Source organism: Paenibacillus sp. 32352 (assembly GCF_002042965.1).
Classification (GTDB): domain Bacteria; phylum Bacillota; class Bacilli; order Paenibacillales; family NBRC-103111; genus Paenibacillus_S; species Paenibacillus_S vulneris.
On record NZ_MZNT01000001.1, the window covers coordinates 413,136 to 437,820 of the forward strand.

24 protein-coding genes, 1 pseudogene and 1 other annotated feature are annotated in these 24,685 nt (G+C 50.7%); of the genes and pseudogenes, 16 read left to right on the forward strand and 9 right to left on the reverse strand.

Annotation, left to right across the window (positions count from 1 at the left end; translation table 11 throughout):
• Nucleotides 1–59 precede the first annotated feature (59 nt).
• On the reverse strand, nucleotides 60–773 hold the full coding sequence (locus B1728_RS01925; RefSeq protein WP_079908477.1) for a TetR/AcrR family transcriptional regulator C-terminal domain-containing protein: 714 nt from the start codon (nucleotides 771–773) through the stop codon (nucleotides 60–62).
• 107 nt (nucleotides 774–880) lie between these two features.
• On the opposite strand from B1728_RS01925, the gene B1728_RS01930 reads away from it, so the two are divergent.
• Complete coding sequence (locus tag B1728_RS01930) at nucleotides 881–1,558, forward strand: DUF6022 family protein (RefSeq protein WP_079908478.1); 678 nt, start codon at nucleotides 881–883, stop codon at nucleotides 1,556–1,558.
• A gap of 62 nt (nucleotides 1,559–1,620) precedes the next feature.
• Here B1728_RS01930 and B1728_RS01935 read toward each other — a convergent pair whose 3' ends face one another.
• Entirely contained in the window at nucleotides 1,621–2,178 is a 558-nt protein-coding gene (locus B1728_RS01935) for a peroxiredoxin-like family protein (RefSeq protein WP_079908479.1), read from the reverse strand.
• Between the two features lie 82 nt (nucleotides 2,179–2,260).
• Nucleotides 2,261–2,932 carry a Crp/Fnr family transcriptional regulator gene (locus tag B1728_RS01940; RefSeq protein WP_079908480.1) on the reverse strand — a complete coding sequence of 224 codons (672 nt, stop codon included), beginning with the start codon at nucleotides 2,930–2,932 and terminating at the stop codon, nucleotides 2,261–2,263.
• A gap of 271 nt (nucleotides 2,933–3,203) precedes the next feature.
• Here B1728_RS01940 and B1728_RS01945 point away from each other — a divergent pair, with 271 nt between their 5' ends.
• The 4 genes from B1728_RS01945 (at nucleotide 3,204) to B1728_RS01960 (ending at nucleotide 8,654) form a co-directional block, all read left to right on the forward strand.
• A complete protein-coding gene (locus B1728_RS01945) occupies nucleotides 3,204–5,066 on the forward strand; it encodes an assimilatory sulfite reductase (NADPH) flavoprotein subunit (protein WP_079908481.1) in 1,863 nt (620 codons plus the stop codon).
• An 81-nt stretch (nucleotides 5,067–5,147) separates the two neighbouring features.
• On the forward strand, nucleotides 5,148–6,881 hold the full coding sequence (cysI, locus tag B1728_RS01950) for an assimilatory sulfite reductase (NADPH) hemoprotein subunit (protein ID WP_079908482.1): 1,734 nt from the start codon (nucleotides 5,148–5,150) through the stop codon (nucleotides 6,879–6,881).
• 337 nt (nucleotides 6,882–7,218) lie between these two features.
• The gene (locus B1728_RS01955) at nucleotides 7,219–7,512 is read left to right on the forward strand and encodes an ArsR/SmtB family transcription factor (protein ID WP_079908483.1); all 294 of its coding nucleotides are present in this window, start codon (nucleotides 7,219–7,221) and stop codon (nucleotides 7,510–7,512) included.
• Between the two features lie 134 nt (nucleotides 7,513–7,646).
• Nucleotides 7,647–8,654: an NADP-dependent oxidoreductase gene (locus tag B1728_RS01960; protein ID WP_144027754.1), complete on the forward strand. Its 1,008-nt coding sequence runs from the start codon at nucleotides 7,647–7,649 to the stop codon at nucleotides 8,652–8,654.
• A gap of 149 nt (nucleotides 8,655–8,803) precedes the next feature.
• On the opposite strand, the gene B1728_RS01965 is transcribed toward B1728_RS01960, so the two are convergent.
• Complete coding sequence (locus B1728_RS01965; RefSeq protein ID WP_079908485.1) at nucleotides 8,804–9,706, reverse strand: LysR family transcriptional regulator; 903 nt, start codon at nucleotides 9,704–9,706, stop codon at nucleotides 8,804–8,806.
• Nucleotides 9,707–9,840: 134 nt separating this feature from the next.
• On the opposite strand from B1728_RS01965, the gene B1728_RS01970 reads away from it, so the two are divergent.
• The 4 genes from B1728_RS01970 (at nucleotide 9,841) to B1728_RS01985 (ending at nucleotide 13,438) form a co-directional block, all read left to right on the forward strand.
• Nucleotides 9,841–10,509, forward strand: coding sequence for an O-methyltransferase (locus B1728_RS01970; protein WP_079908486.1), 669 nt, complete (start codon nucleotides 9,841–9,843; stop codon nucleotides 10,507–10,509).
• A 59-nt stretch (nucleotides 10,510–10,568) separates the two neighbouring features.
• Nucleotides 10,569–11,324, forward strand: coding sequence for a MerR family transcriptional regulator (locus B1728_RS01975; protein ID WP_079908487.1), 756 nt, complete (start codon nucleotides 10,569–10,571; stop codon nucleotides 11,322–11,324).
• Between the two features lie 180 nt (nucleotides 11,325–11,504).
• The gene (locus B1728_RS01980; protein ID WP_079908488.1) at nucleotides 11,505–12,116 is read left to right on the forward strand and encodes a TetR/AcrR family transcriptional regulator; all 612 of its coding nucleotides are present in this window, start codon (nucleotides 11,505–11,507) and stop codon (nucleotides 12,114–12,116) included.
• A 122-nt stretch (nucleotides 12,117–12,238) separates the two neighbouring features.
• Entirely contained in the window at nucleotides 12,239–13,438 is a 1,200-nt protein-coding gene (locus B1728_RS01985) for an MFS transporter (protein ID WP_079908489.1), read from the forward strand.
• Between the two features lie 93 nt (nucleotides 13,439–13,531).
• On the opposite strand, the gene B1728_RS01990 is transcribed toward B1728_RS01985, so the two are convergent.
• Entirely contained in the window at nucleotides 13,532–14,416 is an 885-nt protein-coding gene (locus B1728_RS01990; RefSeq protein ID WP_079908490.1) for a LysR family transcriptional regulator, read from the reverse strand.
• A 108-nt stretch (nucleotides 14,417–14,524) separates the two neighbouring features.
• Between B1728_RS01990 and B1728_RS01995 the strand changes: the two genes are divergently transcribed.
• Together B1728_RS01995 and B1728_RS02000 are read left to right on the forward strand one after the other, a co-directional pair.
• Nucleotides 14,525–14,911, forward strand: coding sequence for a tautomerase family protein (locus B1728_RS01995; protein WP_079908491.1), 387 nt, complete (start codon nucleotides 14,525–14,527; stop codon nucleotides 14,909–14,911).
• A gap of 40 nt (nucleotides 14,912–14,951) precedes the next feature.
• Nucleotides 14,952–15,274, forward strand: a pseudogene (locus B1728_RS02000) (carboxymuconolactone decarboxylase family protein).
• A gap of 95 nt (nucleotides 15,275–15,369) precedes the next feature.
• Here the strand turns inward: B1728_RS02000 and B1728_RS02005 are convergent.
• A complete protein-coding gene (locus B1728_RS02005) occupies nucleotides 15,370–16,137 on the reverse strand; it encodes a cupin domain-containing protein (protein WP_079908492.1) in 768 nt (255 codons plus the stop codon).
• Nucleotides 16,138–16,294: 157 nt separating this feature from the next.
• Nucleotides 16,295–16,525, forward strand: a binding site (T-box leader).
• Between the two features lie 99 nt (nucleotides 16,526–16,624).
• Here B1728_RS02005 and B1728_RS02010 point away from each other — a divergent pair.
• The 3 genes from B1728_RS02010 (at nucleotide 16,625) to B1728_RS02020 (ending at nucleotide 19,668) form a co-directional block, all read left to right on the forward strand.
• Nucleotides 16,625–18,172 (forward strand): 2-isopropylmalate synthase, encoded by a 1,548-nt coding sequence (locus B1728_RS02010; protein WP_079908493.1) that lies wholly within the window; start codon nucleotides 16,625–16,627, stop codon nucleotides 18,170–18,172.
• Between the two features lie 80 nt (nucleotides 18,173–18,252).
• A complete protein-coding gene (locus B1728_RS02015) occupies nucleotides 18,253–18,729 on the forward strand; it encodes a YbaK/EbsC family protein (RefSeq protein ID WP_079908494.1) in 477 nt (158 codons plus the stop codon).
• A gap of 33 nt (nucleotides 18,730–18,762) precedes the next feature.
• The gene (locus B1728_RS02020) at nucleotides 18,763–19,668 is read left to right on the forward strand and encodes a LysR family transcriptional regulator (protein WP_079908495.1); all 906 of its coding nucleotides are present in this window, start codon (nucleotides 18,763–18,765) and stop codon (nucleotides 19,666–19,668) included.
• Nucleotides 19,669–20,023: 355 nt separating this feature from the next.
• Here B1728_RS02020 and B1728_RS02025 read toward each other — a convergent pair whose 3' ends face one another.
• Together B1728_RS02025 and B1728_RS02030 are read right to left on the reverse strand one after the other, a co-directional pair.
• Nucleotides 20,024–21,853: an adenine deaminase gene (locus B1728_RS02025; protein ID WP_079908496.1), complete on the reverse strand. Its 1,830-nt coding sequence runs from the start codon at nucleotides 21,851–21,853 to the stop codon at nucleotides 20,024–20,026.
• A gap of 115 nt (nucleotides 21,854–21,968) precedes the next feature.
• Nucleotides 21,969–22,403, reverse strand: coding sequence for a DUF2935 domain-containing protein (locus B1728_RS02030; RefSeq protein ID WP_079908497.1), 435 nt, complete (start codon nucleotides 22,401–22,403; stop codon nucleotides 21,969–21,971).
• A 390-nt stretch (nucleotides 22,404–22,793) separates the two neighbouring features.
• Between B1728_RS02030 and B1728_RS02035 the strand changes: the two genes are divergently transcribed.
• The gene (locus tag B1728_RS02035; protein ID WP_079908498.1) at nucleotides 22,794–23,375 is read left to right on the forward strand and encodes a 50S ribosomal protein L25; all 582 of its coding nucleotides are present in this window, start codon (nucleotides 22,794–22,796) and stop codon (nucleotides 23,373–23,375) included.
• Between the two features lie 63 nt (nucleotides 23,376–23,438).
• Here the strand turns inward: B1728_RS02035 and B1728_RS36630 are convergent, their stop codons facing one another.
• Nucleotides 23,439–23,564: a hypothetical protein gene (locus B1728_RS36630; protein WP_256865195.1), complete on the reverse strand. Its 126-nt coding sequence runs from the start codon at nucleotides 23,562–23,564 to the stop codon at nucleotides 23,439–23,441.
• Nucleotides 23,565–23,772: 208 nt separating this feature from the next.
• Here B1728_RS36630 and B1728_RS02040 point away from each other — a divergent pair, with 208 nt between their 5' ends.
• Nucleotides 23,773–24,084, forward strand: a complete 312-nt coding sequence (locus B1728_RS02040; RefSeq protein WP_079908499.1) for a hypothetical protein — start codon at nucleotides 23,773–23,775, stop codon at nucleotides 24,082–24,084.
• Nucleotides 24,085–24,685: the final 601 nt, after the last annotated feature.

The window sequence follows — 24,685 nt, forward strand, 5'->3', positions numbered from 1 at the left end:
ATTACCTTTTTCGGTTATGGATTTTTTTCCTTTTTGGAACCAAGCCCCCGCTTATGGGGTTATTGATTTGACCTCTGGGCCTCAAACCCATCCAGCAGTACTTGTAATCCAAACGTAAATTCCTGGTCCCAATCGACAGCCGTCGTGTACGCGGCCAACCGGCCAAGATAGGGATAAAGCTCTGATGAGAGAGCTTGAAATCGTTCCTTTTGCGTGTCCCCCATTTGCTCCACATCCACAAGCTCTTGTTTGGCACGGGCAGCCAAGCGGTTCTCTTCCTCCGTAAATCCGTAAATGTAGTTTTTCAGCATAGACGCAAGCCAAGGGATTTGTGATTCTCTGAACCCTGACTGGGCCAATACCCGGAATAAATATTCGATGTGGGACAGCCGGTATGGGCTTGCCGCGATCGTGGCCCCCATGATTTGTACTGAATCCCGATACCGATGCAATACCCGGCGAAAATGAAGCGACCACTGCCGAAGCTGCTCCCGCCAATCCAGCTGCTCGTCAGGAAATTCAATCTCCGAGCTTATTTGCTCCGCCAATAAATGAAGCAGCTCCTCCTTATCCTTCACGTGATAGTAGAGGGAGGCGGCCTTCACTCCTAGGGCATCGGCAATTTTGCGCATGCTGATCTGTTCCAAGCCTTCGTCTTGCAGCATGGTCAAGACCGTACGGATGATCCGCGAGCGATCGAGCGGCGTATGAATCTGTTCCAAGCTTCCGCTTTGAATTTCAGTTTGCGTTGGATATGTTCTTCTTCGTGCCATGGCTACCCTCCAATGAGTTCTTGACAATTATACCATATAGTATTAATCTAACAGTGTTAAAATATAATCTAACGATGTTAGAATATTACTATTGGAGATGATTATCTATGGAAAAAGCACTCATTCACACGGTAATTCGAGGTATAGAAAAGACATTGGCTACTTCATGGAGGGCAGTCTATGAGGATAAGAAGGTGCAGTTAACACAGATGTTTGCGGAGCATGGCGACCGTGCCTACGGAGTCTGCATCCAAGAATTTATGGTACCGGTCTTAGAGCAGCTGAAATCGGAAGGATACACCACCAAGGCGGGATTCAATCGCAAGGATTCGATGGAAAACTGGGGGCCGCCTGAGGAGCGGGAACGCTGTATATGGTACGTTCTCTACGACGTCAATGGGACTTCGATCGGCACGATGGTGCTGCAGGTCTATCATTCGCATAGAGCCTTTCATTTTCCTCGGGCGCCGAGGCTGTTTGCACTGGAGGCTGTTGAAAGAGAATCCATCATCGCAGCACTCTCTCAAGCAACTGCACGAGTAAGATGGGATCGTATGGAGGAAAGGCTGCCGCTTCCTGCAGAGCTGCAAACTGCAGGGGACCGATGGGAATATGCGACGGAGGTGGCCCTCGGGGATTGCTTGCAGAACAATGAAATGGAGCATAGCGGCTGGACGCTGGATGAAGCCTTGTCTCACTGGGGACGGTACGGTTGGGAGCTTGTCAACGTTATGCCTTCGGGCGGCAAAGTGATTGCTTTTTTCAAGCGTCGTCAAGCGGTCTGATGCAAGGAGATGGTCCAACAGGCGAATCTGGATCGACCTGTTGGACGAATGCGATCATGCGGTTATCGGCTTGCCGCAGCAAAGAGATCAATGGTGTCGAAGGGTAAATGCTCCGTAACCAACTGGCTGTAGTGACAAATCCGGATAATTCCATCCTCATCCACCAGGAACTCGGCCGGCATGCGATAGAAATTGGAGCCTTCCTCGTTCGTCAGCTTATAGCCCGCCGCCTCCACTTCCGCGATGACGTCTTTAATGGAGGGGGCGGCCAAGGTGTTTTGCACTTTTTCCTCCGAGCTTTCCACCCCGTATTGATCATAGATGACAGCCGATGGATCGGCGATGAGCGGGAACGGCGGGTTTTGTTTGCCGACGTAGGCTTGAAGGTTGATTTCGGGCGATTCAAAGAAGGCGATGATGTCTAGCGATTGCCGCTGCCAGGCCGGATACCGCTCGATAAAATGCTGAATTCGCAGGTTACATAACGCACAGGCAGAGTAACGGAAAAAGGAAATCAATACTTTGCGCCCGCGATACTGCTCCAATGATACACGCTTTCCATGCTGATCGGTAACTTGAAACAAGGGGGCCTTGCTGCCCGGCTGAAGCTTTTGATTCATAGGGATTCCTCCTGAGGGTTTGAACTCAGACCTTTGGTCTACAGCCTTACCTTAGCAGGACCGCGGTTCTTCCTTCTGTGACCTAGTCACCAAGCTGTGCCTCCAGCCTTCCTCGATCGATAATTTGCACCCAACCCCGCCCTGTTTCCACCCAGCCTTCGCTCTGATACCGCTTGAGCACACGAGACACGACTTCGCGGGCTGATCCGATTTCATTAGCAAGCATTTGATGAGTGATATGAAGTATGGGATTGGCGCTGCTTGTCGCGCGAAGCAGAGCCTTGGCAAGTCGGGCTTCCAACGGTTCATTATATTTTGCCTGCAGCATCTGACTCGTACGGACTATCCCGTCCAGGAGCCCGCCGAAGATGGCGGTTCGAATCGTCGGCTGCATCTGAACCCAGCTCAGAAAGCTGGACTTGGAGACGAGCAACACCTCGACCTCTGTCTCGGCTGTAAGAGAACCGGGGTAGTCGCGGCCGCTCAGCCCGCAGAGCACCATGAGCGAGCAAACCTCGCCGGCGGACAGTAAGGTCAATAACGATTCACTCCCGTCCTCCCCGATCAAGGTAATTCGCATCGTACCGCGCAATAGGAGCACGGCGTAATTGGCGGCTTTGTTTTTTTGAAAAACACGGGCATGTGCCGGATAGGTCAACACTTTGGGCTGTGCGGCAGTCCATTCCGCATGCGGAACCGATTGTAAGAACGGAAATACGTCAAAAATATGGGAGTCATTGAGAGCTGAAGACATAATGATGCCCCTTTCTCTATGTAAACTGAATAAGCTGCAGTTGATTTATTTTACCATTAGACACTCTCGCGAAGCACTATTGGCGAAATCGATCCGTCAAAATGTTCATTTATAAGAAAAATTGAAACCAACTGACAAAAAGTTTTATAGACAAATATCGACGAATCGCATTGACCCTGTGGGTAGACTGCTGTAGCATAAGAGCAGGAATAAAAACAGAGTAAGCAACTTGGAATAATACTAATTATGAAACGATGCGAGGTGGATGTTGTTGCAACTCCAAGTAACGAACAGTCCTTTTACAGAAGAGCAGGCTGAGCTGATTAACCGGCTTCTGCCGACGTTGACCGAGGCGCAAATTCAATGGCTGGGCGGCTTTTTAGCCTTTTATCGCCCGGACCGTTCTGCCGTTCAAGGCGAAGCTCCGGCTAGTGTCAATAATACGATCGCGACGGCACCCCAAGTACTGACCTTGGTTCCGGAGGTGCAGGCGCCTTGCGAGGCGACCATTCTGTACGGCTCCCAAACCGGCAACGCCCAGCGGCTGGCGGGCCGCTTATCCGATAAGCTGAAGGAGCAGGGCTTCCAGGTCACTCTCTCGGCGATGAATCAATACAAGACGAACAATTTGAAAAAGGCCGGTTATTTGTTCCTGCTGACCAGTACTCATGGAGAGGGAGAACCGCCGGATAATGCGCTGACCTTCTATGAATTTTTGTTCAGCAAACGGGCACCGAAGCTGGATGACGTCAAATTCTCCGTGCTGGCCCTTGGCGACACGTCCTATGAGTTTTTCTGCAAGACAGGGCAGGATTTTGATAAAAGGCTGGAGGAGCTCGGCGCTCAGCGAATTGCCGACCGCGTTGATTGCGATGTGGATTTCGAGGCGGCGGCATCCTCCTGGATTGCGACTGTTACCGATGCGGTAAGCGCGACGGCACAAGCGGCGACGGCTTCAGCAGCTGCGGTTGTGGAAATCGAAAGATCCGCTTCGGGAGAGGAGTCGGAATTTGGCCGCTCCAATCCGTTCCAGGCGGAGGTTCTTGACAATATTAACTTGAACGGCCGCGGCTCGGATCGTGAAACCCGGCATTTGGAGCTGTCGCTGGAAGGCTCCGGGTTAACCTACGAGCCGGGTGACTGCGTCGGTGTGTACCCGCAAAACGACCCGTCCTTGGTCGACGAGCTGATTCGCTTCCTGCAATGGAATCCGGAGGAGCGTGTTGCAGCCGGCAAGCCGGGAGAAACCGCTTCGCTTAGGGACGCGCTGATTCATCATTATGAGATTACGGTTCTGACCAAACCGTTGTTGGAGAAGGCCGCGGCATTCTCGGGGAACAGCAGGCTGGCGGAGCTGGTGAAGCCGGAGAACAAGCAGGATTTGAAGGAATACATGAGCGGCAGAGATTTGCTGGATCTGCTGAATGACTTTGCTCCATGGACGCTCAGTCCCGCAGATATCCCGGTGCTGCTTCGCAAGCTGCCTCCACGTCTTTATTCGATCGCCAGCAGCAGTAAAGCGCATCCGGAAGAAGTGCATCTGACCATCCGAAAAGTGCAGTATGAAGCCCATGGCAGAGAGCGGGGAGGCGTATGCTCCGTTTATACGTCGGAGCGCTTGCAGCCGGGCGATACGCTTCCGATTTTTATTCAGAAAAATCCGAACTTCAAGCCGCCCGTTAATCCGGATACACCGGTGATTATGGTTGGACCTGGAACCGGAGTAGCGCCTTTCCGGGCTTTTCTGGAGGAGAGAGAAGAGCTTGGCGTAGGCGGCAAAACGTGGCTGTTCTATGGGGATCGGCATTTTGTAACCGACTTTCTGTACCAAACCGACTGGCAGCGCATGCTGAAATCCGGCGTACTGACACATTTGGATCTGGCATTCTCCCGCGATACGAAGGAGAAGGTATACGTTCAGCACAGAATGCTGGAGAAGGCCTCCGAGCTGTACCAATGGCTTCAGGAAGGCGCTCATGTCTATATTTGCGGTGACGAGAAGCATATGGCCCATGACGTGCATAAAGCGCTGCTTACGATCCTTGAACAGCAGGGAGGCAAGAGCGCGGAAGAGGCTGCGGCTTATTTGGCCGAGCTGCAGGAGCAAGGGCGCTACCAACGCGACGTCTATTAATCGAAACGTAAGGATAGAGGTAAGGAAAAAGAGAGTACGGACGCACCTAGTAACGGTGCCTAAGTAAAGGAGCTGACAGCAATGGCAGAAAAACAAAAAGTGCAGCCGATTGGCGGACCTCCAAGCGATGTGGAATTGCTGAAACGGGAAAGTAATTACTTGCGCGGATCTTTGGTCGAATCGCTGTCCAACCGGATCACCGGCGGATTGCCTGAACTGGACAACCGGCTGCTGAAATTTCACGGCAGCTACATGCAGGACGACCGCGATTTGCGTAACGAAAGGCAAAAGCAGAAGCTGGAGCCATCGTTTCAATTCATGCTTCGCGTCGTAACCCCCGGAGGCGTAGCTACTTCGGAGCAATGGCAGGTCATCGACGAGCTGGCGGAGAAATACGGCAGCGGCAGCATTCGCCTCACTACGCGGCAGGCATTCCAGCTGCACGGAGTGCTCAAATGGAACTTGAAGCAAACGATTCGGGACATCAACGATGCGCTGCTGACCACTTTGGCTGCATGCGGCGACGTCAGCCGTAACGTCATGTGCAACCCGAATCCCTATCAGTCCGAGGTGCACAGCGAGGTGTACCATTGGTCGCAGCAATTAACGAAGCATCTTGCTCCGCGTACGCCGGCGTATCATGAGATTTGGCTTGACGGCGAGAAGGTTGTGGACAGCCTTGAGCAGAACGGCAGCCAAGAGGAAGTGGAGCCGATCTATGGCCCGGTATATTTGCCGCGGAAGTTCAAGATCGGTATCGCGGTTCCTCCATCCAATGATGTGGATGTGTACTCCCAGGATCTCGGCTTTATCGCTATTATCGAAAAAGGCAAGCTGGTGGGCTTCAACGTTGCCGTCGGCGGCGGCATGGGCATGACGCATGGCGATACCCAAACGTATCCTCAGCTGGCCAGAGTCATCGGCTTCTGTACGCCGGATCGGATTCTCGATGTAGCGGAGAAGACGGTAACGATTCAGCGCGATTACGGAAACCGCTCCGTGCGGAAATATGCGCGCTTCAAGTACACTATCGACCGGCACGGTCTGGAATGGTTCGTTGACGAGCTGCACGAGCGTCTCGGCTGGAAGCTCAAGCCCGCTCGCGAGTTCCGGTTCGATCATACCGGCGACCGCTATGGCTGGATCAAAGGCAAAGACGGCAAATGGAGCTTGACGCTCTACATTCAAAGCGGCCGGATTGCCGATGAAGAAGGCTACAAGCTGAAAACCGCTTTGCGCGAGGTTGCCAAAATCCATACCGGCGACTTCCGTCTCACCGCGAATCAGAACTTGATGATAGCTAATATATCGAGCCAGAAAAAGCCAAAGATCCAAGCCTTGCTGAAGGAATACGGCATTCTGGAGAGCGATCAGTTGTCCGCTCTTCGCCGCAGCGCTTTGTCCTGCGTCGCGCTTCCGACCTGCGGATTGGCGATGGCGGAGGCGGAACGTTATCTGCCTACGCTGATCGAGAAGCTGGAGCCTATCTTGGAGGAAGCCGGCTTGCGGGAGCAGGAAATCAACATTCGCATGACCGGATGCCCGAATGGCTGCGCGCGCCCTGCTCTGGGCGAGATTGCCTTCATCGGTAAATCCCCGGGCAAATACAATATGTACATGGGAGCCGGCTTTTCCGGCGACCGCTTGAGCAAGCTGTACCGGGAAAACATCGGTGAAGAAGATATTATCGACATCCTGAGGCCTATGATTCAGCATTATGCTGCAGATCGTACGGAAGGTGAACATTTTGGCGATTTCGTCATTCGTACGGGGTATGTGAAGGCGGTAACGTCCGGACTCGATTTTCATCATTAATTCTTATACAAGAACAAGCGCTGATTATTTTCAGCGCTTGTTTTTTTGAGTTTTTCGAGAAACCTTAACATACAGAAAAAATGCGAAAGGTGATAGGTGGGGTATCCCCTGGAGGAGCGATAGCGTTCGCCTTTGTTCTCAGGAAATCCCCACTATAAAGCGAATATAATCAACATTTCCTGAGAACAACAGCGACCGGAGGGGGATACCCCACCGGGGTACCAAAGCAATTTTTTAGATTTTCAGGTTTCTCAACATCCCCAAGCACTGACTTCATCAGCGCTTGTTCTTGCCCCCTCCGGTTGACAAAAACCGCATTCCTTTTTATCATAGTTCTATGATGATCGAACAATTACAAGCCGACGATGAGAAGCGGGCACGGATTTTTAAAGCTTTATCGGAAAAAAAGCGTATAGAAATTGTCCGTTATCTCCATACGGAGCCGACGCGGAATAGCTGCGGGGAAATCGGCAAAGCGATGGGAATGGACAAATCGAATGTCACGTATCATTTGAAAATCATGAACGAAGCGGAGCTGATTCGCGTCGTCCGCGACGGGCAAAATAAAAAAATATATTTGGTCGACGATATATTTCAGATGTATTTACCCGGTTTCTTGGACAGCCTATAAGGGCCAAGAAACTTTCTTTTTGATCCAATAGTTTGAAAGTTTTAGAACTATTCAAATTTCATGCCCGATGCTAACCGATGAAGCGTCCCGTGTCTGATAAGTATGATTCCCAAGAAAGAGAGTGATCTATGATGATGAACAAAATGATTTTACTTAAAAACCGTCCGCAAGGCTGGCCCGATCAAGATACCTTTGAAATGAAGGAGGCGCCTGCGAGCAAGCCGGAAGAAGGCCAGGTCCTTGTCCGCTCGATCTATTTATCCGTCGATCCCTATATGAGAGGACGAATGAATGATACCAAGTCCTATGTACCGCCGTATCAGCTTGGCGAGGTCATCAGCGGCGGCGTCGTAGGGGAAGTCATCGAATCCCGTTCGGAGCTGTTTAGCGCAGGAGACAAGGTGCTCGGCATGCTGGGCTGGCAGCTGTATAACATCGCAGATGCCAAATCGCTCCGCAAAATTGACGGAAAGTCTGCACCGTTATCCGCCTATTTGAGCGTTATCGGGTTGACCGGCTTGACGGCCTACTTCGGCCTCATGGACATCGGACGACCGAAAGCGGGAGAGACAGTGGTCGTATCCGGGGCGGCAGGCGCAGTCGGCATGGTCGTCGGTCAGATCGCTAAAATTCATGGAGCCAGAGTCGTTGGGATTGCCGGCTCGGATGAGAAAACGAAGTTTCTGGTGGACGAGCTGGGCTTTGACGCCGCGGTGAATTACAAGACATCCGACCTGAAGCAAGCGCTGGAGCAAGCCTGCCCGCAGGGAGTTGATGTCTACTTCGATAACGTCGGGGGAGACGTCTCCGACGCCGTCATGAGTCTGCTGAACGATCATGCGAGAATCCCGCTGTGCGGAGCCATCTCGGCCTACAACAAGGAGGAGGGCAGCGATGTCGGTCCGCGGATTTTGACCAAGCTGATTAAGACGCGCTCCATGATCAAAGGCTTTGTGCTCGGAGATTACGCTGATCGTCTGCCGGAGGGAATGGAGCATCTGACCAAATGGCTGTCCGAAGGCAAGCTGAAATACGAAGAAACGATTATGGAAGGATTCGAGAAGGTTCCTGAGGCTTTCGTGCAGCTATTTAAAGGGACCAATATCGGTAAAATGCTCGTTAAGGTAGGTCCGGAACAATAATTGACCGATCTACCAGCATGATGAAAAAGTCCGAATGCTTTGGCACTCCAAAGGTTCGGGCTTTTTTGGCATTACTTGGAAAGCACCAGACTTAAGCCTTGATGGCAAGGGCTTATCTTGCAGCGTTATTGAGCCGTACCGGCACCGCTTCAGGACGGCCTTCTATAAGGGTTTTGCCGGATCATTTGGATGAAATGGGCCGCCGCTTGAGATAAAGGCTCTTGCCTGCGGGTACATACGGCAATCGTATTTTGCAAATGGATTCCTTCGACATATACCCGGCATAACTCGCCGCGTTCTACATACGGGCTCACGACCAGAGACGAGACGAAGCTTGCGCCGTACCCGGCAATCACCGCGGTAATAGCTTCATGCAATCCGTTAAACTGCAGGGTAATTCTCGGATTGGTGGAATTATAGGTGCGGCATAGAGCCAATAATCGCTCCCGTGTCGAGCTTCCTTCCTCCCGCATAACGAAAGCCTCCTTCATCATGTCGTGCAGAGAAACCTGCTGGTTCGCATATTTATGGCCGGGCGCTACGACAAACCACAGCTCGTCCTGAAACAGCTCCTCCGTTTGTACCGTATCCGGATATTCCTCCGGGAGTCCCCCATAGATCGCCAGATCCGCCTCCACATTCAGAAGCTGCTTCAAGGCATCGCTGGAATTGGTCGTTGTGATGGTCATTTCCACTTGCTCATACTGCTGCTTGAACTTTGCGATCCAGGCGGGCAGCAGCACATGGGCCGGCAAGTATGTCGCGGCAATTCGAATATGTCCAATCGAACCGTGGTGATAATCATGCGTAAATTGTTCGATCTGCTGCTCGACTGCGAACAGTCTTTTGGCGAGCTGCTCCATTTTCTCACCGGCATCCGTCAACGCGATTCCCCTGCCTTGAGGCTTGAACAACGGGATGGACAATTCCTTTTCGAATTTTTTGATTTGGGCGGTGATCGCAGGCTGACTAATATTCAATATTTCCGAGGCCCGTGTCACGCTTTGGGTGGAGGCAATAACATGAAATAACCGTAAGGCGTGAAGATTCATTGCGGTAAGCTCCTTTGTACAATTTATATATAAATTATATAAGTAAGATGGAAAGATATATTTTTATTATGATTATAGATCATCTACAATAAAAACAGAACCAGCCAAACGATAATAAAGGAGAAGTGATACCTATGAATCCATTAAACCTTTGGAACCAGGTAGATCAGTATGTAACGGAGAAGCTGATTCCGTACGACGCTATTCTTGAAGAAGCTTTGGCTAACAATCGGAAGGCAGGGTTACCCTCTTACGACGTAACGCCGTCACAAGGGAAATTGTTAAACCTGTTCGTTCAAATGCAGGGCGCACGGCGAATTTTGGAAATCGGTACGTTGGGCGGGTACAGTACGATCTGGATGGCGAGAGCACTGCCGCCGGAAGGGCGGTTGGTTACTATTGAAGTGGACCTGCTTCATGCGGAGGTCGCCAGAGTCAATCTGGCCCTTGCACAGCAGGATCATAAGGTCGAGCTTCGGGTAGGAGATGCGCGGGAGCAGCTAGCTCTATTGGAGGAGGAACGCACGGAGCCGTTTGATCTCATCTTTATCGATGCGGATAAGCCGAACAATCCCCATTATTTACAATGGGCGCTTCGCTTCTCCCGTCCGGGAACGGTTATTATTGGCGATAATGTCATCCGTGACGGAGAAGTGGTCAATGAGCATAGCGTAGACCCCAGGGTCCTTGGGGTAAGAACGTTTTTCGACATGCTGGCGGAAGAGCCGCGGGTGACAGCTGCAGCAATTCAAACCGTCGGCAGCAAAGGATATGACGGCTTCGTCATCGGAATTGTTCAATAAAAGTGTTGACTCTCCTCTTGGGGGAGGCTTTAGACTTGTTTTTGAAGGAGGTGAACCCCATGCTGTATACCGTAAAAGAAGTATCGGCCCTGTCCAACGTCACCGTCAAAACGCTGCACCATTACCACAGGATCGGTCTTCTGGTGCCTTGCGAAATCAGCAGCGCGGGCTACAGGTTGTACGGGAGGGAGGAGCTGGAGCGTCTTCAGCACATTTTGTTTTATAAGGAGCTGGACTTTCCGCTGGAGACCATTAAAGCGCTTCTGGACAAAGAAACGGAACGGACGGCAATGCTTGCTGAGCAAGAAAAGCTCCTCCTGGCCCGCAAGCAGCGGCTGGACACCATTCTTCACACCTTGCGAACAACTATACAGAGCAAGAAGAAAGGAGAACCAATGAACAGTCAGGATCTATTCAAAGGCTTTGAAAGCGAGGACGCATGGAAAGAGGCGCTAAGCGAGCAAAACCAGCATCTGAAGGAAACCTACAACGTGGACATTCTTGAAACTGCTTCAGTCGACGTTCAGGAGATGAACGAGCAGGCGGCGGAGGCAGCAGCCTTCATGAACGAGGTGGCGCAATCCTTAAGAGACGGCTTGAAGCACAGCGACGACAAAATGAAGCAGCTGCTGCACAGCCATTTAACGTTTATGAACGAGCATGGCCACGCGGTTTCACCGGCAGATTTTGCTGCGCAAACCCGGTTTTTCCTGCAGGATGACTTCCACCTGCGTATGCTGGAGGATCAGCAAACCGGTTTGGCTTATTATTTGGCGGCGGCAGCGGAGTCTCTGGCGGCAGAGGCTCAGCGGTAGCAAAAGTGAGACACTCCAATGGATTTTCATTGGGGTGTTTTTTTGACCATTTTGATGCCGACTTAAGCGTCGAAAGGAACGAGGGGTTGCAGAATTGGACCGCATTTGCTAGAATACTGAATAAACGTTCAGTATTATTGTCACGATTCCGCTGACTTCCACCAAATCGGAGTGAACCGTATGAATAAAAAGCAGTTGCAGAGTGAGTTGACCAAAAAGCGAATAGCTGACGCCGCTAGAGTATTATTTATACAAAAGGGGTACAAGGCGACCTCCATCGAAGATATTGTCGAGGTGACAGGCAGCAGTAAAGGGAATATTTATTATCATTTTAAAAGCAAGGAAGGCTTGTTCCTGTATTTGGTAGAGGAATGGGACCATGATTGGGAGCACAAATGGCTCGAGAAAGAATCCAAGTATGAAACGACAATAGATAAATTGTACGGAATCGCCGAGCAGATGGTGCTGGATGATTTGAATCATCCACTTACGAAAGCAGCGGATGAGTTTTTCAATAACGAGGAGAAAACCAGCGACGTAGAGGACCGGATGGCCGAGATGGTCACGAGGCACTTGAAATTCAACGGAAAGCTGATTCGGGAAGGTATGGAGAAGGGCGAATTCAAGCAAGCTAACGTTGAGAGTCTGGCTGTCATCCTGGAGGGCTTGTTCTTTGGCCTAAGTCAGATGTCGCGTAAATCGAGTATGAAGGAAGCACTGGAGCTGTACCAGATGGCGGTAAAAATATTTCTTTACGGCATTGCCGCGCGGCCGGAGGAGCCGGAGCGATAGCCGTATCGGTTTTATAGACAGACACCCGAGCCGAAAATATTCCTTTTCGGTGAAGCCTTTTGGAATAATACAAAACGAACGTTCAGTATAATTATGAAAGAAACAGCATGTGGAGGATTATCATGTCATTATTATTTAGAAACAGAGGCGCAATTTTACTTTTGATGGTCAATATTTTCCTGGTTTTTACAGGCATTGGGCTTGTCATACCCATCATGCCCACTTATATGGAGGAGCTTCATATTAACGGCAGCATCGTCGGCTTGCTGGTTGCCGCATTTTCTTTAACCCAGCTCTTATTTTCTCCTATGGCAGGCCGGTTATCCGATTCCCTCGGCAGAAAGAAGATTATTATTGGCGGAATGCTCGTGTTCGCCGTCTCGGAATGGATGTTCGGAGTGGTGAGCACACCGTTGTTTCTCTTCGTCTCGAGGATGCTCGGAGGTATAGGCGCGGCGCTGATCATGCCTGCGGTTATGGCTTACGCCGCCGACGTCACTACGACGGAAGAACGGGCCAAAGGAATGGGCTTCATTAATGCGGCCATTACGACCGGATTCATAATTGGCCCCGGGATCGGCGGATTTATTGCGGTATATGGAATTCGAGCTCCCTTCTATGCGGCAGCTGCTGCGGGAGTCGTAGCTGCTATCATCTCGCTAATTCTGCTTCCGGAATCGATGAAAGCAGCTAAAGGAACGTCTCCGGCTCCGAGCTCGTCTCAAGAGGCCAAGCCAAGTCTTATATCGCAGCTGAGGCAATCCTTCCGCGAGCCCTATTTTCTTGGCTTGATCATCGTCTTCGTCATGTCCTTCGGCTTGGCAAATTATGAGACGATATTCGGATTGTTCGTGGATCATAAATTCGGGTTTACTCCAAAGGATATTGCTTTTATCATCACCTTCGGTTCCATTGCGGGAGCTGTCGTACAGCTTACGATTTTCGGCTGGATTTTGAACCGTTTTGGCGAGAGACGGGTCATATCCGTCTGTCTAGTTGTCGCGGGGGTATTTGTTTTATTGACGCTCTTTGTGAGCCGTTACTGGCTGATTTTGCTGGTTACATTCATCGTTTTCCTGGCAACGGATATTTTGCGGCCGGCGGTCAGTACCCAAATGTCCAAAATGGCCCAAGACCAGCAGGGCTATGTAGCCGGCTTGAATTCCGCTTATACGAGCTTGGGAAATATTGTAGGTCCCGTTGTCGCAGGGTTCCTCTTCGATATTAACATCCAGTATCCGTATGTATCGGCCTCTCTTGTATTGCTGGTGTGCTTTGTCTTATCGCTGGCAGCCAAGGGAAAAAGGGTGGTTGCATCTTGACCGCGTGTCGTTATTGCAAAAGCGTCGCTGCGAAAAGCAGCGGCGTTTTTTTGCATGTGTAAGTGTAAGCTAGAGCTAGACTAAACCTTCTTCTCATGTACGCTGCCAAAGCTCAAGCTCTTTCTTCAAGCATTGAAGGAATAAGGTGCTTGCCGAGGAGCGGTACTGCAGCTTGCTAAGCTGCAAAATGCCGATCGGGATCAACGGTTCCTTCATGTTGACCTCCAAATGCACAATGTCAGGAGGCAGCTGGAGGGAGGAGAGGACGGCTCCGACTGACGGGATTTGCTGTACGAAGGACGGTATGGAGGAAATCTGACTCACCGTATACAAGAACGGCGTGCCGGAATATCCGGCAAATTCTTTTACCAGACGCATATGGTACAAGCAGGTTTTGCCGCCGACGAAGAGCGGGTAATCATACAGAGCTTCCATGGAAACGGTTGGAGCGTCAGCATAGGGATGGTTCTTGGAAACGATAAAGCTGATTTTTTCATCATACAGATGCTCGAAGCGCAGGGCGGAGATGTCGTGCGGCTCCCCGGTTATTGCGAAATCCAGCGAGTTTTGCAGAAGCGACTGGGCCAGCATATCCGCGTTGCCGACCGTGAAATGACACTCAATCTGCGGCTTCAGGGCGCGGAACCTGCGCAGAACAGCGGGCAGCAGGCTGGCCGTCATCGTCTCCGATACCCCGATGTGAAGAGTCCCTATTTCTTCCTTTTGCAGCGATTTGGCCTGGTCCAATACATAATTCCAGTGCTGAATCAGCTTGTCCACCTCTTGCGCGTATACCTTCCCGGAAGGAGTAAGCTCCGCATCCCAGCCTCGTTTGAACAGCTTGATCCCAAGCTCTTTTTCCAGCCTTTGTATTTGATTGGTCACCGTGGACTGCGCGTAATTTAATCTGGCGGCTGCCTTGGAGAAGGTACCCTCTTGAATAATCGTGCGGAAGGTCGTGAGCTCCTTCAAATCCATACCACTCATCTCCATCTAATAAAATGATAATATTTATGAATTAATTCAATTATACAGATGAAGCATTGAGGTGTACAATCAAATTATCTTGAAAGGGAGGGAACCAGCATGCCGTTCATTCGAGTCGGTTATTTGGAGCAGCAATACGGGGACAAGGAGTTGCCAATCATCAGTCAATGTATTATGCGTGCTTTAAGAGAGCATTTTCATGTCCCGGAGGATGATTACTTTCAGGTTTTTCATGCGCATAAGCGAAGCGAATTTTACTACAGTCCCCATTATCTAAATGTGGAGAGAACGGATAAGCTCCTCTATATTCAAATCACGTTAGGGTCAGGGAGAAGCAGGGATCAGAAGAAAGCATTTTACCGCAGGCTCGCTGAGCTATTGGCGGCAGAGTGCGAGATCAGAGAAGAGGACGTATTCGCTGTCTTGATGGAAACCGAGCTGGAGGATTGGACGTTCGGCAAAGGGATCGCGCAGATGATTTTATGAAAAGCGTCGTTATAACGAGTACGTGAAAGGAGAGCAGGCGATGAAGCACAGACGTATCGTATCGAATGCGAGAGAAACATTGGGGAATGTGGCACCGGCGTTGGCACACTATTCGGAGGAGGTGCTGTTCGGGGATGTATGGAGAAGAGAGGAGCTATCGCTTCGCGACCGAAGTCTCGTTACGGTTGCCGCCCTTGTGGCAGGCGAGCACACGAACCAACTACCTTTTTGAAGCTGGCTATGGATAATGGCCTTACCGAGGAAGAGCTGATTGAGGTCATCACGCATTTGGCCTTCTATGTAGGCTGGCCGCGGGCAGCGTCAGCCGTTTCCGTGGCGAAGCAGGTTTTGGGTAAGGATTAGCATCTAGTATCTATCCCAATGGGATAGAAGACGAAAAAAGACCATTCCAAGCTGCCTCAAGCAGTCCTGAATGGTCTTCCGTTGTTCGCTGCGTCTTACAGATTGCTGTTATAATTGTAACCCCATCCATTGCCTATATAAGGCTGCTGCAGGGGATACTCGTATCTTTGATGGTACTGCGGCATGCTGGAATTGGGCTGGTTCGGGAAGGCTTGGTTCGGATAGGACTGGTTAGGGAATGCTTGATTAGGGAAGGGCGGATTCGGGTACATCGGCTTCGAATAGTTTGGTTTGGCTTCCTTCTCACTGGTGCCCTGAACCTCAAACTTATCGCAATCCTTTGGAGGACCGATGAAAACTGTCCCGGTAATGGGGGAGAGCGTATCCTTCACTTTGTCTTCATCGAGGCAGTAGGAGCGTGCGAATATGTTGGCGGGCGTCAGACGCAATAGATCGGAGCCGCCGATAAATTCCGGAGTCGGGGCATCGAAGATGGCTAATAAATGCGTGTTGTCGACGGACGCAACCTCATAATGCCACCATCCTTGAGGCACGTTTGCTACTTGACCCGGCTGAATGGGGAAGTTAAGCAATTCCTTCGTAAAAGGATTGATCAACGAGACGACAGCAGCTCCCGAAATGCAATAGACCAATTCCGAAGCATTCTGATGTATATGGGGTTCTACGATGTTACCGGCGCTGAGAAAAATATCGAGCAGAGATACGTTTCCAAGCGTGTTAAGCTGTTTAATGGAAAGCGCGTTAATGTAGTTCTGCGGATCTTTTGTGAAAAATCGATTGTCGCTTAAATCATAAGAAAATGCTGCCGATGGCGAGGCATAATCCATATATGAAACGGCCACGTCATTCCCTACTTTCATTGGATATTAGGCGTTTGACCCTATGCGGTTACTGTATGCAGCTGTAAATCTAAACGTTCGCCTAATCCATACCCCTTATCCAATTTCAGCTGTTGACAATGAACCAGGGATGCCCTATAATAACCATTAATTTCATTAGCCAAATGTTACGATTAGAAATAGTAGAATTGATTGGACCTTTCAGAGAGCCGTTGGCAGGTGCGAAACGGCAGTGACCTTCATTTCGAACTCGTCTATGAACAGCTGCCTGATATGTAGGGTAAGCCGGATTTCCACCGTTACAGGGATAGATGGTGATGGCCATCGAAGGAGATCATTTCGTTAATGAAATGAATTAGAGTGGTACCGCGAGTTCAACCTCGTCTCTATACGTAGAGACGGGGTTTTTTTGTTGGTTAAATTCCGGGTTTAACCAACCTCGCTTTATATAGATATATATTATATCCATTTCGTTTAGGAGGAACTAACCATGAATCGTAAAATAATTGTATTGGATACTACATTGCGTGACGGAGAGCAGGTTCCTGGCGCTAAGTTAAATATGCATCAAAAAATTGAAATCGCCCAGCAATTGAAACGGCTGAATGTAGATATTATCGAAGCGGGCTTCCCGGCTTCTTCCCAAGGAGATTTTCAGGCGGTGCAGGAAATTGCCCGCACCTTTGGCGACAGCGTATCGATTACTGCGCTGGCCCGCGCCGTTCGAACCGATATTGACGCTGTCTATCAAAGCATTAAGGCGGCGCAAAATCCGCTCATCCATATCGTTCTCGGAACCTCCAACATCCATGTGGAGAAGAAGTTCAACCGATCCAAGGAAGCGGTCATGGAGATGGGCGTTGAAGCCGTCAAATATGCCAAGACGCTGCTGCCTTACGTTCAATATTCGACAGAGGATGCATCGAGATCAGATTTCGAATATTTGTGGAAAACGATCGAAGCCGTTGTCAAAGCAGGGGCGACGATGATTAACGTGCCGGATACGGTCGGCTTTGCCGTCCCTGATGAATTCGGGGACTTGATCCGCAGAATTAATGACCGTTTGAAGAACTTGAACGACAAGGTCATTCTCAGCGTGCACTGCCATAACGATTTGGGGCTTGCAACCGCGAATACGCTCAGCGCGGTCAAGAACGGAGCGGACAAAATCGAATGCACGATTAACGGCTTGGGTGAGCGCGCGGGTAACGCCTCGCTGGAAGAAGTCGTGATGGCCTTAAAGGTAAGGGAAAGCTCCTTCCAAGCCTATACCGAAATTCAGACCAAAGAGCTTCTGAGAACGTCCCGCTTGGTCACTCATTTGACCGGCCTGGATGTTCAGGTGAACAAAGCGATTACAGGCGAGAACGCCTTCGCTCACTCCTCGGGCATTCATCAGGACGGGCTGCTTAAGGATAAGCAGGTTTATGAAATCATGTCTCCGGAGGATGTGGGAGCGGAGAGCATGGAGCTGATTCTTACCGCCCGTTCCGGCCGTCACGCGTTCAAGAATGCCGTCGAGAAGATGGGCTTCGATACGAGCGATAACGAGGACTTTGAGCAGCTGTTCCAAAAATTCCTTACCCTGGCCGATGCCAAAAAAGAAGTGTATGATCATGACGTATTTTATTTGGTGACAAGTCACCGCACCGTCAGCGATACCGAGAAGCAGCTGTATGAGCTGGAATCCTTCCAGGTGGTGACCAACGATGTTTACCCTACGGCTACCGTGAAATTGAGAAAGGGCTCTGAGGTTTTGAAAGGCTCTGAAGTAGGCGACGGTCCGATTGATGCGTTGTACAGCGTCATCAAAGCCTTGGTAGGCATGGATGTTCAGCTGAAGGATTATAAAATCAACAGCCTGTCGAGAGGCAAGGAAGCGATCGGCCGTGTCAACATCCGCATCCAATACGAAGGCAAAACATATTCCGGCCGCGCTATGGACACCGATATTATTAAAGCCAGCGCGAATGCGTTCTTGAATGCTATTAACGGCGCTTTGCTGGATGATATGGCGAAGCAAGGGTCTGCTGTCTAGGTTTATCCCGAAGGGGTTCCTTTTCTGAGGACCCCTCCCCTCATCAGGGGCATAAATCAAGGATTGGAGGGAATTATGAGATGGGTTCGCTGAAAGAAAGCGCTCAGCGAGTGCAGGACTTGCTGGCGGAGTGGGGTTATGTAAATAAGGTTGTGGAGCTGCCCGATAGCGCACGCACAGCCCAGGAGGCCGCAGACGCTATTGGCTGCGAGGTTGCGCAAATTGCCAAATCGATTATATTTCGTCTTAAAAGCTCCGATAAGCCGCTTTTGGTTGTCGCCAGCGGTGTGAATCGGGTTAATGAAAGGCTTATCGCCGGAAAGCTGAATGACCGGCTCGGCAAAGCGGACGCGGACTACGTTCGTGAGAGAACCGGTTTTGTCATCGGCGGAGTGGCTCCGATCGGGCACGCAGAAGACGTGATGACTCTCATTGACGAGGACCTGTTCCAGTACAAGACGCTGTGGGCAGCAGCGGGACATCCCAAGGCGGTATTCGAGCTGACGCCGGAAGAACTGGTTGCCATGACCGGCGGACAAGTGGTCCAGGTCAAATAAGCAACAATTTAAGGGCGAAAGAGAGGAAGTACATTGACGCTGCAGCAATTGAAATATGTGATTGAGGTTGCCAACCGGGGATCCATGAATGAAGCGGCCAAACGGCTGTTTATCTCCCAGCCGAGTCTGTCCAATGCGATAAAAGATCTCGAGGAGGAAATCGGGATCACCATTTTCGAGCGCACGAACAAAGGCATTTCTCTCTCGAAGGAGGGGGCCGAGTTTCTCGGCTACGCCCGTCAGGTGATTGAGCAGGCCGAGCTGCTGGAGAGCAGATACTTGAACGCGAAGCCATCTCCCCAGCATTTCTCGGTATCGACGCAGCATTATGCATTTGCCGTGAATGCCTTCGTGCATTTGGTTCGTGAGTACGGCCACGAGGAATACGAGCTGGCGCTGCGCGAAACAAAGACACATGAAATCATTCAGGATGTCAAAAGCCAACGCAGCGAGATCGGCATCCTGTATCTCAATGAATTTAACGCCAAGGTCATCAACCGGCTGCTGAAGGATGCCAATCTGAAATTTACCGGCTTGTTTACGGCGAAGCCGCATATTTTTATAAGCGTACATAATCCGCTCGCCAAGCAATCCGTTGTGACGATCGACCAGCTTCAGGATTATCCTTACCTGTTCTTCGAGCAGGGGGAGTATAATTCATTTCATTTCTCCGAAGAAATATTGAGCACGCTGACGCATCCCAAAAGCATTCGTGTCAATGACCGGGCCACGCTGTTCAATTTGTTGATCGGGTTGAACGGCTATACGATCTCTACCGGGGTGCTGAGCGCCGATTTGAACGGGAATGAGATTATTCCCGTCCCTCTGGCATGCGAGGAGACGATTCATGTCGGCTGGATCTGTCACCAAAATGCGGCGCTGTCCAAGCTTGCGCTCGCTTATATCGAAGCGCTTCATCAGGCTATCGCTCAGCCGTAACTCCCGGCGCAATATAATCGTCCCCGTGAGCGCTACCGCCCCCAGCGCGAAACAACCTATTAAAGCACCGCGGACGAAATCAGAAAATACCCACGTCGGGGCGTAAGCCTCCGATGTGGTTGTAGTGAAACCTGGTTTACCAAAAATCGGCCTAGGAGAGGTGGGGTGTCCCCTGGAGGAGCGAAGCGACCGCCTTTGTTCTCGGGAAATTACCACTAAGGGGCGAATTGAATAATATTTCCTGAGAACAACAGCGGCCTGAGGGGGATACCCTACCGGGGGGACCAAGCGATTTTGGATTTTTTAGGTTTCAAACAAAAACAGCGGAGGCACAAAGCCACCGCTGTTTATTTTCTTATCTTTCGTCCGCGAACAGGGATACCTTCTCGAACCCTGCGTCGGATATCCGAATCAAGCCCGTATCGGAAATATGCAGCGTAGGGATCACGACCAAGGCCAGCAGGGATAGGGTCATGAACGCATAATTCATCGTGCATCCAGCCTTCACCAGCGCTTGGTTGATCTCAATGGATTGCTTGACCACCTTCTCGTAAGGCTCCGTCGACATAAGGCCGGCCAGACGAAGCGGCAGCTCGACGAGGGTCTGGCTTGTCGCAACGGCGATGCCGCCTTGCATGCCAATGACGGCGTTCGCGGCTTGGGCCATCACTGCGTCATCGTTGCCGATGACGAGCAGGTTATGGCTGTCATGAGCGACGGTCATGGCGATAGCCGCCGGTTGATCGAAGCCAACATTGCCGACAATACCTATAGCCGAACCGCCGGTTTTGCCATGGCGCTCGAACAAGGCCATCTTGCACAGCGTGCTCTCCGGAGTGATCTGAAGCTTGCCGTCCTTTACAGGAATATCGGCGAAGATTTCCTCCGTCTCCACGTGATTTTCTCTCACGACGGCCACGCGGGTCTTAATAGTGCCCGACGATACCGGCGCTTGTACTTCAAAATCGGAAGGAGCCAGCTTTTTGTTGATTTTAACCGAATTCACCGCATAATCGGGATAGTCGAACGGAGTCAGCTTCACGGTCATGGCGCCGTTCTCGGCGACTACATCCCCCCGGGCGATCGTCATAACGACGTTAACATCAGCCAGATTGCCGTCCAGCAAAATAATGTCGGCGATCGTGCCCGGCGTTACGGAGCCTACATCTCTTGCGACACCGAAGCGCTCTGCCGTATTTAAGGTTGCCATTTGGAAGGCGGTCACCGGCTTCACGCCCTGCTGGATAGCATGTCTTACGATGAAATTCATGTGGCCTTCTTCTTTTAAAGAGCTGCAAATCCGGTCGTCCGACACAAGAATCATCCGGCGGGAATCAATGCCAAGCTCGGTATGCGCCTTGATCGTAGCGGCCACATCATGCCATGCCGAGCCGCGGCGCATCTTGGCGTACATGCCAAGTCTCACACGCTCGACAACGTCTTCCTTCGTGACGCTCTCGTGGCATCCCGATACTCCTGCAGCTGCATAAGCGGCAAGCCGGGGGTCATTGGCAGGCCAGGTGTAATGGCCGTCCACGACCTTGCCCGCCCGGAGCGTCGCCTGAATTTCACCGATCATCTTCGGATCGCCGTAGACGACACCGGGGAAATTCATGACCTCTCCAAGAGCAATCATATCCGGGCCCCAGCTTAATGCCTCGGCTACCTCCTCCGGTCCGAACTCAGCTCCCGACGTTTCGAACTCGGGGTTCGTCGAAGGGACGCAGGAGGCTACCTGCATATAAGCGGCCATCGGCGTTTGTCTTGCTTCGTCCAGCATAATGCGCAGTCCTGGCAGACCAAGGACATTCGATATTTCGTGGGCATCGAAGAAGCCGCCTGTCGTTCCAAGCGGAAGGACGCCGTTCGCAAATTCCGTTACGGATAGCAGGCTGCTCTCAATATGGCAGTGCCCGTCCAACAAGCCGGGAGCAATATATTTGCCCTCCCCCTCGATAACCTTCGTATCGGAGCCGATCATTCCCTCGACGAAAGGGCCGACATAGGCAATGCGCGTTCCGACGACAGCTACGCAGGTATTCGGCAGAATTTCGCCGGACATTACATTAACCAGACTGCCGTTGCGGATGAACAGGGTCGCCTTCTTTTCTCCACGGGCAAACGCAACCAGATCCGGGATGCAATCCGCCAATGGAGGCCTTGCAAATGCTGCAGCTTGATTCATCTTCATATCCACCTCATCCCTTATTTAGGTTCTATTGTACACGTCCTCACAAATGGAACGCAAACGATAGAGGCAGGAATTATAAGAAGATGAGGCAGACTGCCGGATCATTAGACTAATAACTCTGTTCCCTGGAGAGCAGCGCTTGAGCGATGCCGATAAAGTATTCGGATTCTCGCCGGATATGGTTTAATACGGTAATAGCCGTCGGATTTTTCCTCATGGCTGCACTTCCGCTGCCAAGCTGGTTAAGCAATTGAATGAATTGCTCGCTTTGATGAAGCGCAAACTGAACCAGCTCCATAATTTGCTTATACACCTCTCCGCTGACCTGGTGGCCCGTCCTTCCGACCAGCTCTATGTAGCGCACGAACCTCGCTTGGGTTTGTGCCAGCGCCTGCTCCCATTCCTGCAAGGCTTCAACGAACGGCTGCTCCAGGTCGGGAACCAGTGCCCGAATAACATCGGTATGCTCCGTCTCCTGCAGCTTCCAGAATTCTCCCTCGTCCAAAATGCGCAGCGGCATTTTATCTCCATAATAATATTGCACGGACAACCCTCCGTTCCTAATAGTCAGGTACAAAGTAGTCTATTAATAGAGGCGGACAGATATGACTTGTCAACGGCAATTGGAGCTTATGCAGCTATGGAAAATACATCCTTTGTACTTATGCTCCCGGCAAAGCGTTCCAACTTTGAGGAAATGGACAAAAAGGGTGGAGCAGCCTTCAATGATTGGAGATTATCGTTCATTTTACGATAGGATCGCTGATTTTGCGGAACGAGCGTTCTGACTGCCGGAGCCAACAATGGTAAAATAATGAGGACAAGATCAAGCCAGGGAGAACACCTCCGGGATTTCCCCAATTCAATCATAAGGAAGTGACAGCTCAAATCTGGCTGAGGTGTTCGCCCTGACACCATAGGGGAGGACATATCGATGAAATTACAACTGCAAGCGGAATTGCGTCAAACAACAACCAGATCTGCCATACGCAAGCTGCGTGAGGAAAAGAAAGTTCCTGGAGTCATATACGGGAAAATGACGGAGCCTGTCTCCATTGCATTGGATGAGAAGGCTTTGCTAAAGGCGCTTCATTATCCTAATGCGCTTATTGAGCTGGAGGCGCCTGGCCTTAACAAGCTGGCCGTCATACACTCTGTCGATCGTGATCCGATTCATCACCGCATTCTGGCGGTCGACCTGCATCAAATTCAATTGAATGAACGGGTTAAGGTTCATGTTCGTATTGAAACGATTCCGGACCCGGACGGTAAAATGATTCCTTATCAAATGTTTCTTCATGAAATTCATGTCGATTGCTTGCCCGGCCAAATACCGGAGGCCATTGCCCTTGATTTGACGCCGATACGGGAAGGTAAGGCGATCTTCGTCAAGGATTTGGACATTCCGGAAGGGGTTCATGTGCTGACCCGTGCCGATGAAGTCATTGCCGCGCCGTTCCATACGATCTCCGAAGCGGAGCCTGCAGCAGAGACCGCAGCGGAAGCGGCGGAATAATCCAACCTTCCAGCCAAATAAAAACCCGCTGTCCCTGATAGGACGCGGGTTTGTTTTTAAATATTAGTACAAGCAGCCGCGAGTAACGATAACCAACAAAATGAACAGAACCAGAATAACGCCAACGCTTGTAAATACGCCGCCTACGCCGCCTACGCCACAGCCTGCTCCACCTACGAGTCCACCCATGTTTCAAATCTCCCTTCATGCTATTTTTGAAGTGAGCCTTAATTGATAGCCCCGAAATTAAGTTATGCTTGGAACCCCCTTGGCGTATGGACGTTTGACCCTGTAGGTTAAATATCGTTGAGGTTATTTTGTCATGCCGATTTTACATGCGAATAGATGGCGTATATTTGACAAATCCTTATAAGGAAACTTATAGGAGGTGAACGTCATGCCGGGACAAAATCAGCAGCAAAATGCCGGGCAAGGCTCGGGACAGCAGTCAGGCCAAGGTGACTCTCAGCAGCAGCTTCAACAAGCGGTTCAGCATGCGGCTGCTCAGGCGGATCAAATTGCCGAGCAAACGAAACAAATTACGCAAGAGGTTCAAATTCAGCAAATTCAGCAGCAGCTCCAGCAATCGTCTGAAGAGCTTAAGCAGGCTGAACAGGCTTTGCAGCAGCAATCCCAAGGCGGTCAAGGGCAAGGACAAGGTCAGGGTCAAGGTCAAGGTCAAGGTCAAGGTCAAGATCAACAGCAGTAAAGATCTTTTTCAAGTTCATGCATAATGGCCTCCAATTGGGGCATGCTATGGTTGACGGTGAAAAGAGAGGTGTGGTTCCGTTGAACGATCAACGAGAAATGCCGGGGAAGCTGTTAGAATCTAAATAGAAGCGAGGGGATGTGCCGCAGAGACGTTATTGTAGTACCCCATACTGCATTAGTGTTAAAGTGGTAGACCTAAGGTTCAAAAGAGGTTCAAGACATTAGTACCAAAAATCAATTCACCGTTAGAAGGGCCCGCGAGGGTCCTTTTCTTTTCATGTAAAAATGAAAGCGCTGTTATTTTCCCTTCATTTGTCCATATGAAGATGGGATTTATCCATAGTTTTGTTCACAGGCAGGAGTAAAATAGAAATTATGGATAGCATGTTTTACCTTTAAGGAGGGAGAGCCATGAGGCGCGAATGACGGACAAGCCTGATATAATTATTGATTTACAGTGCATACCACCAAAGAACCGCACGGCTTCATTGCCGCGAATCCGATCATTATTCTTTTAACGACATCCACAAGCCGGCCCGTCTGATGTCTTCTGACAGCCCCGAAATTTATGGCTGTTTTTCTGCTTGCATCCCCTTGAA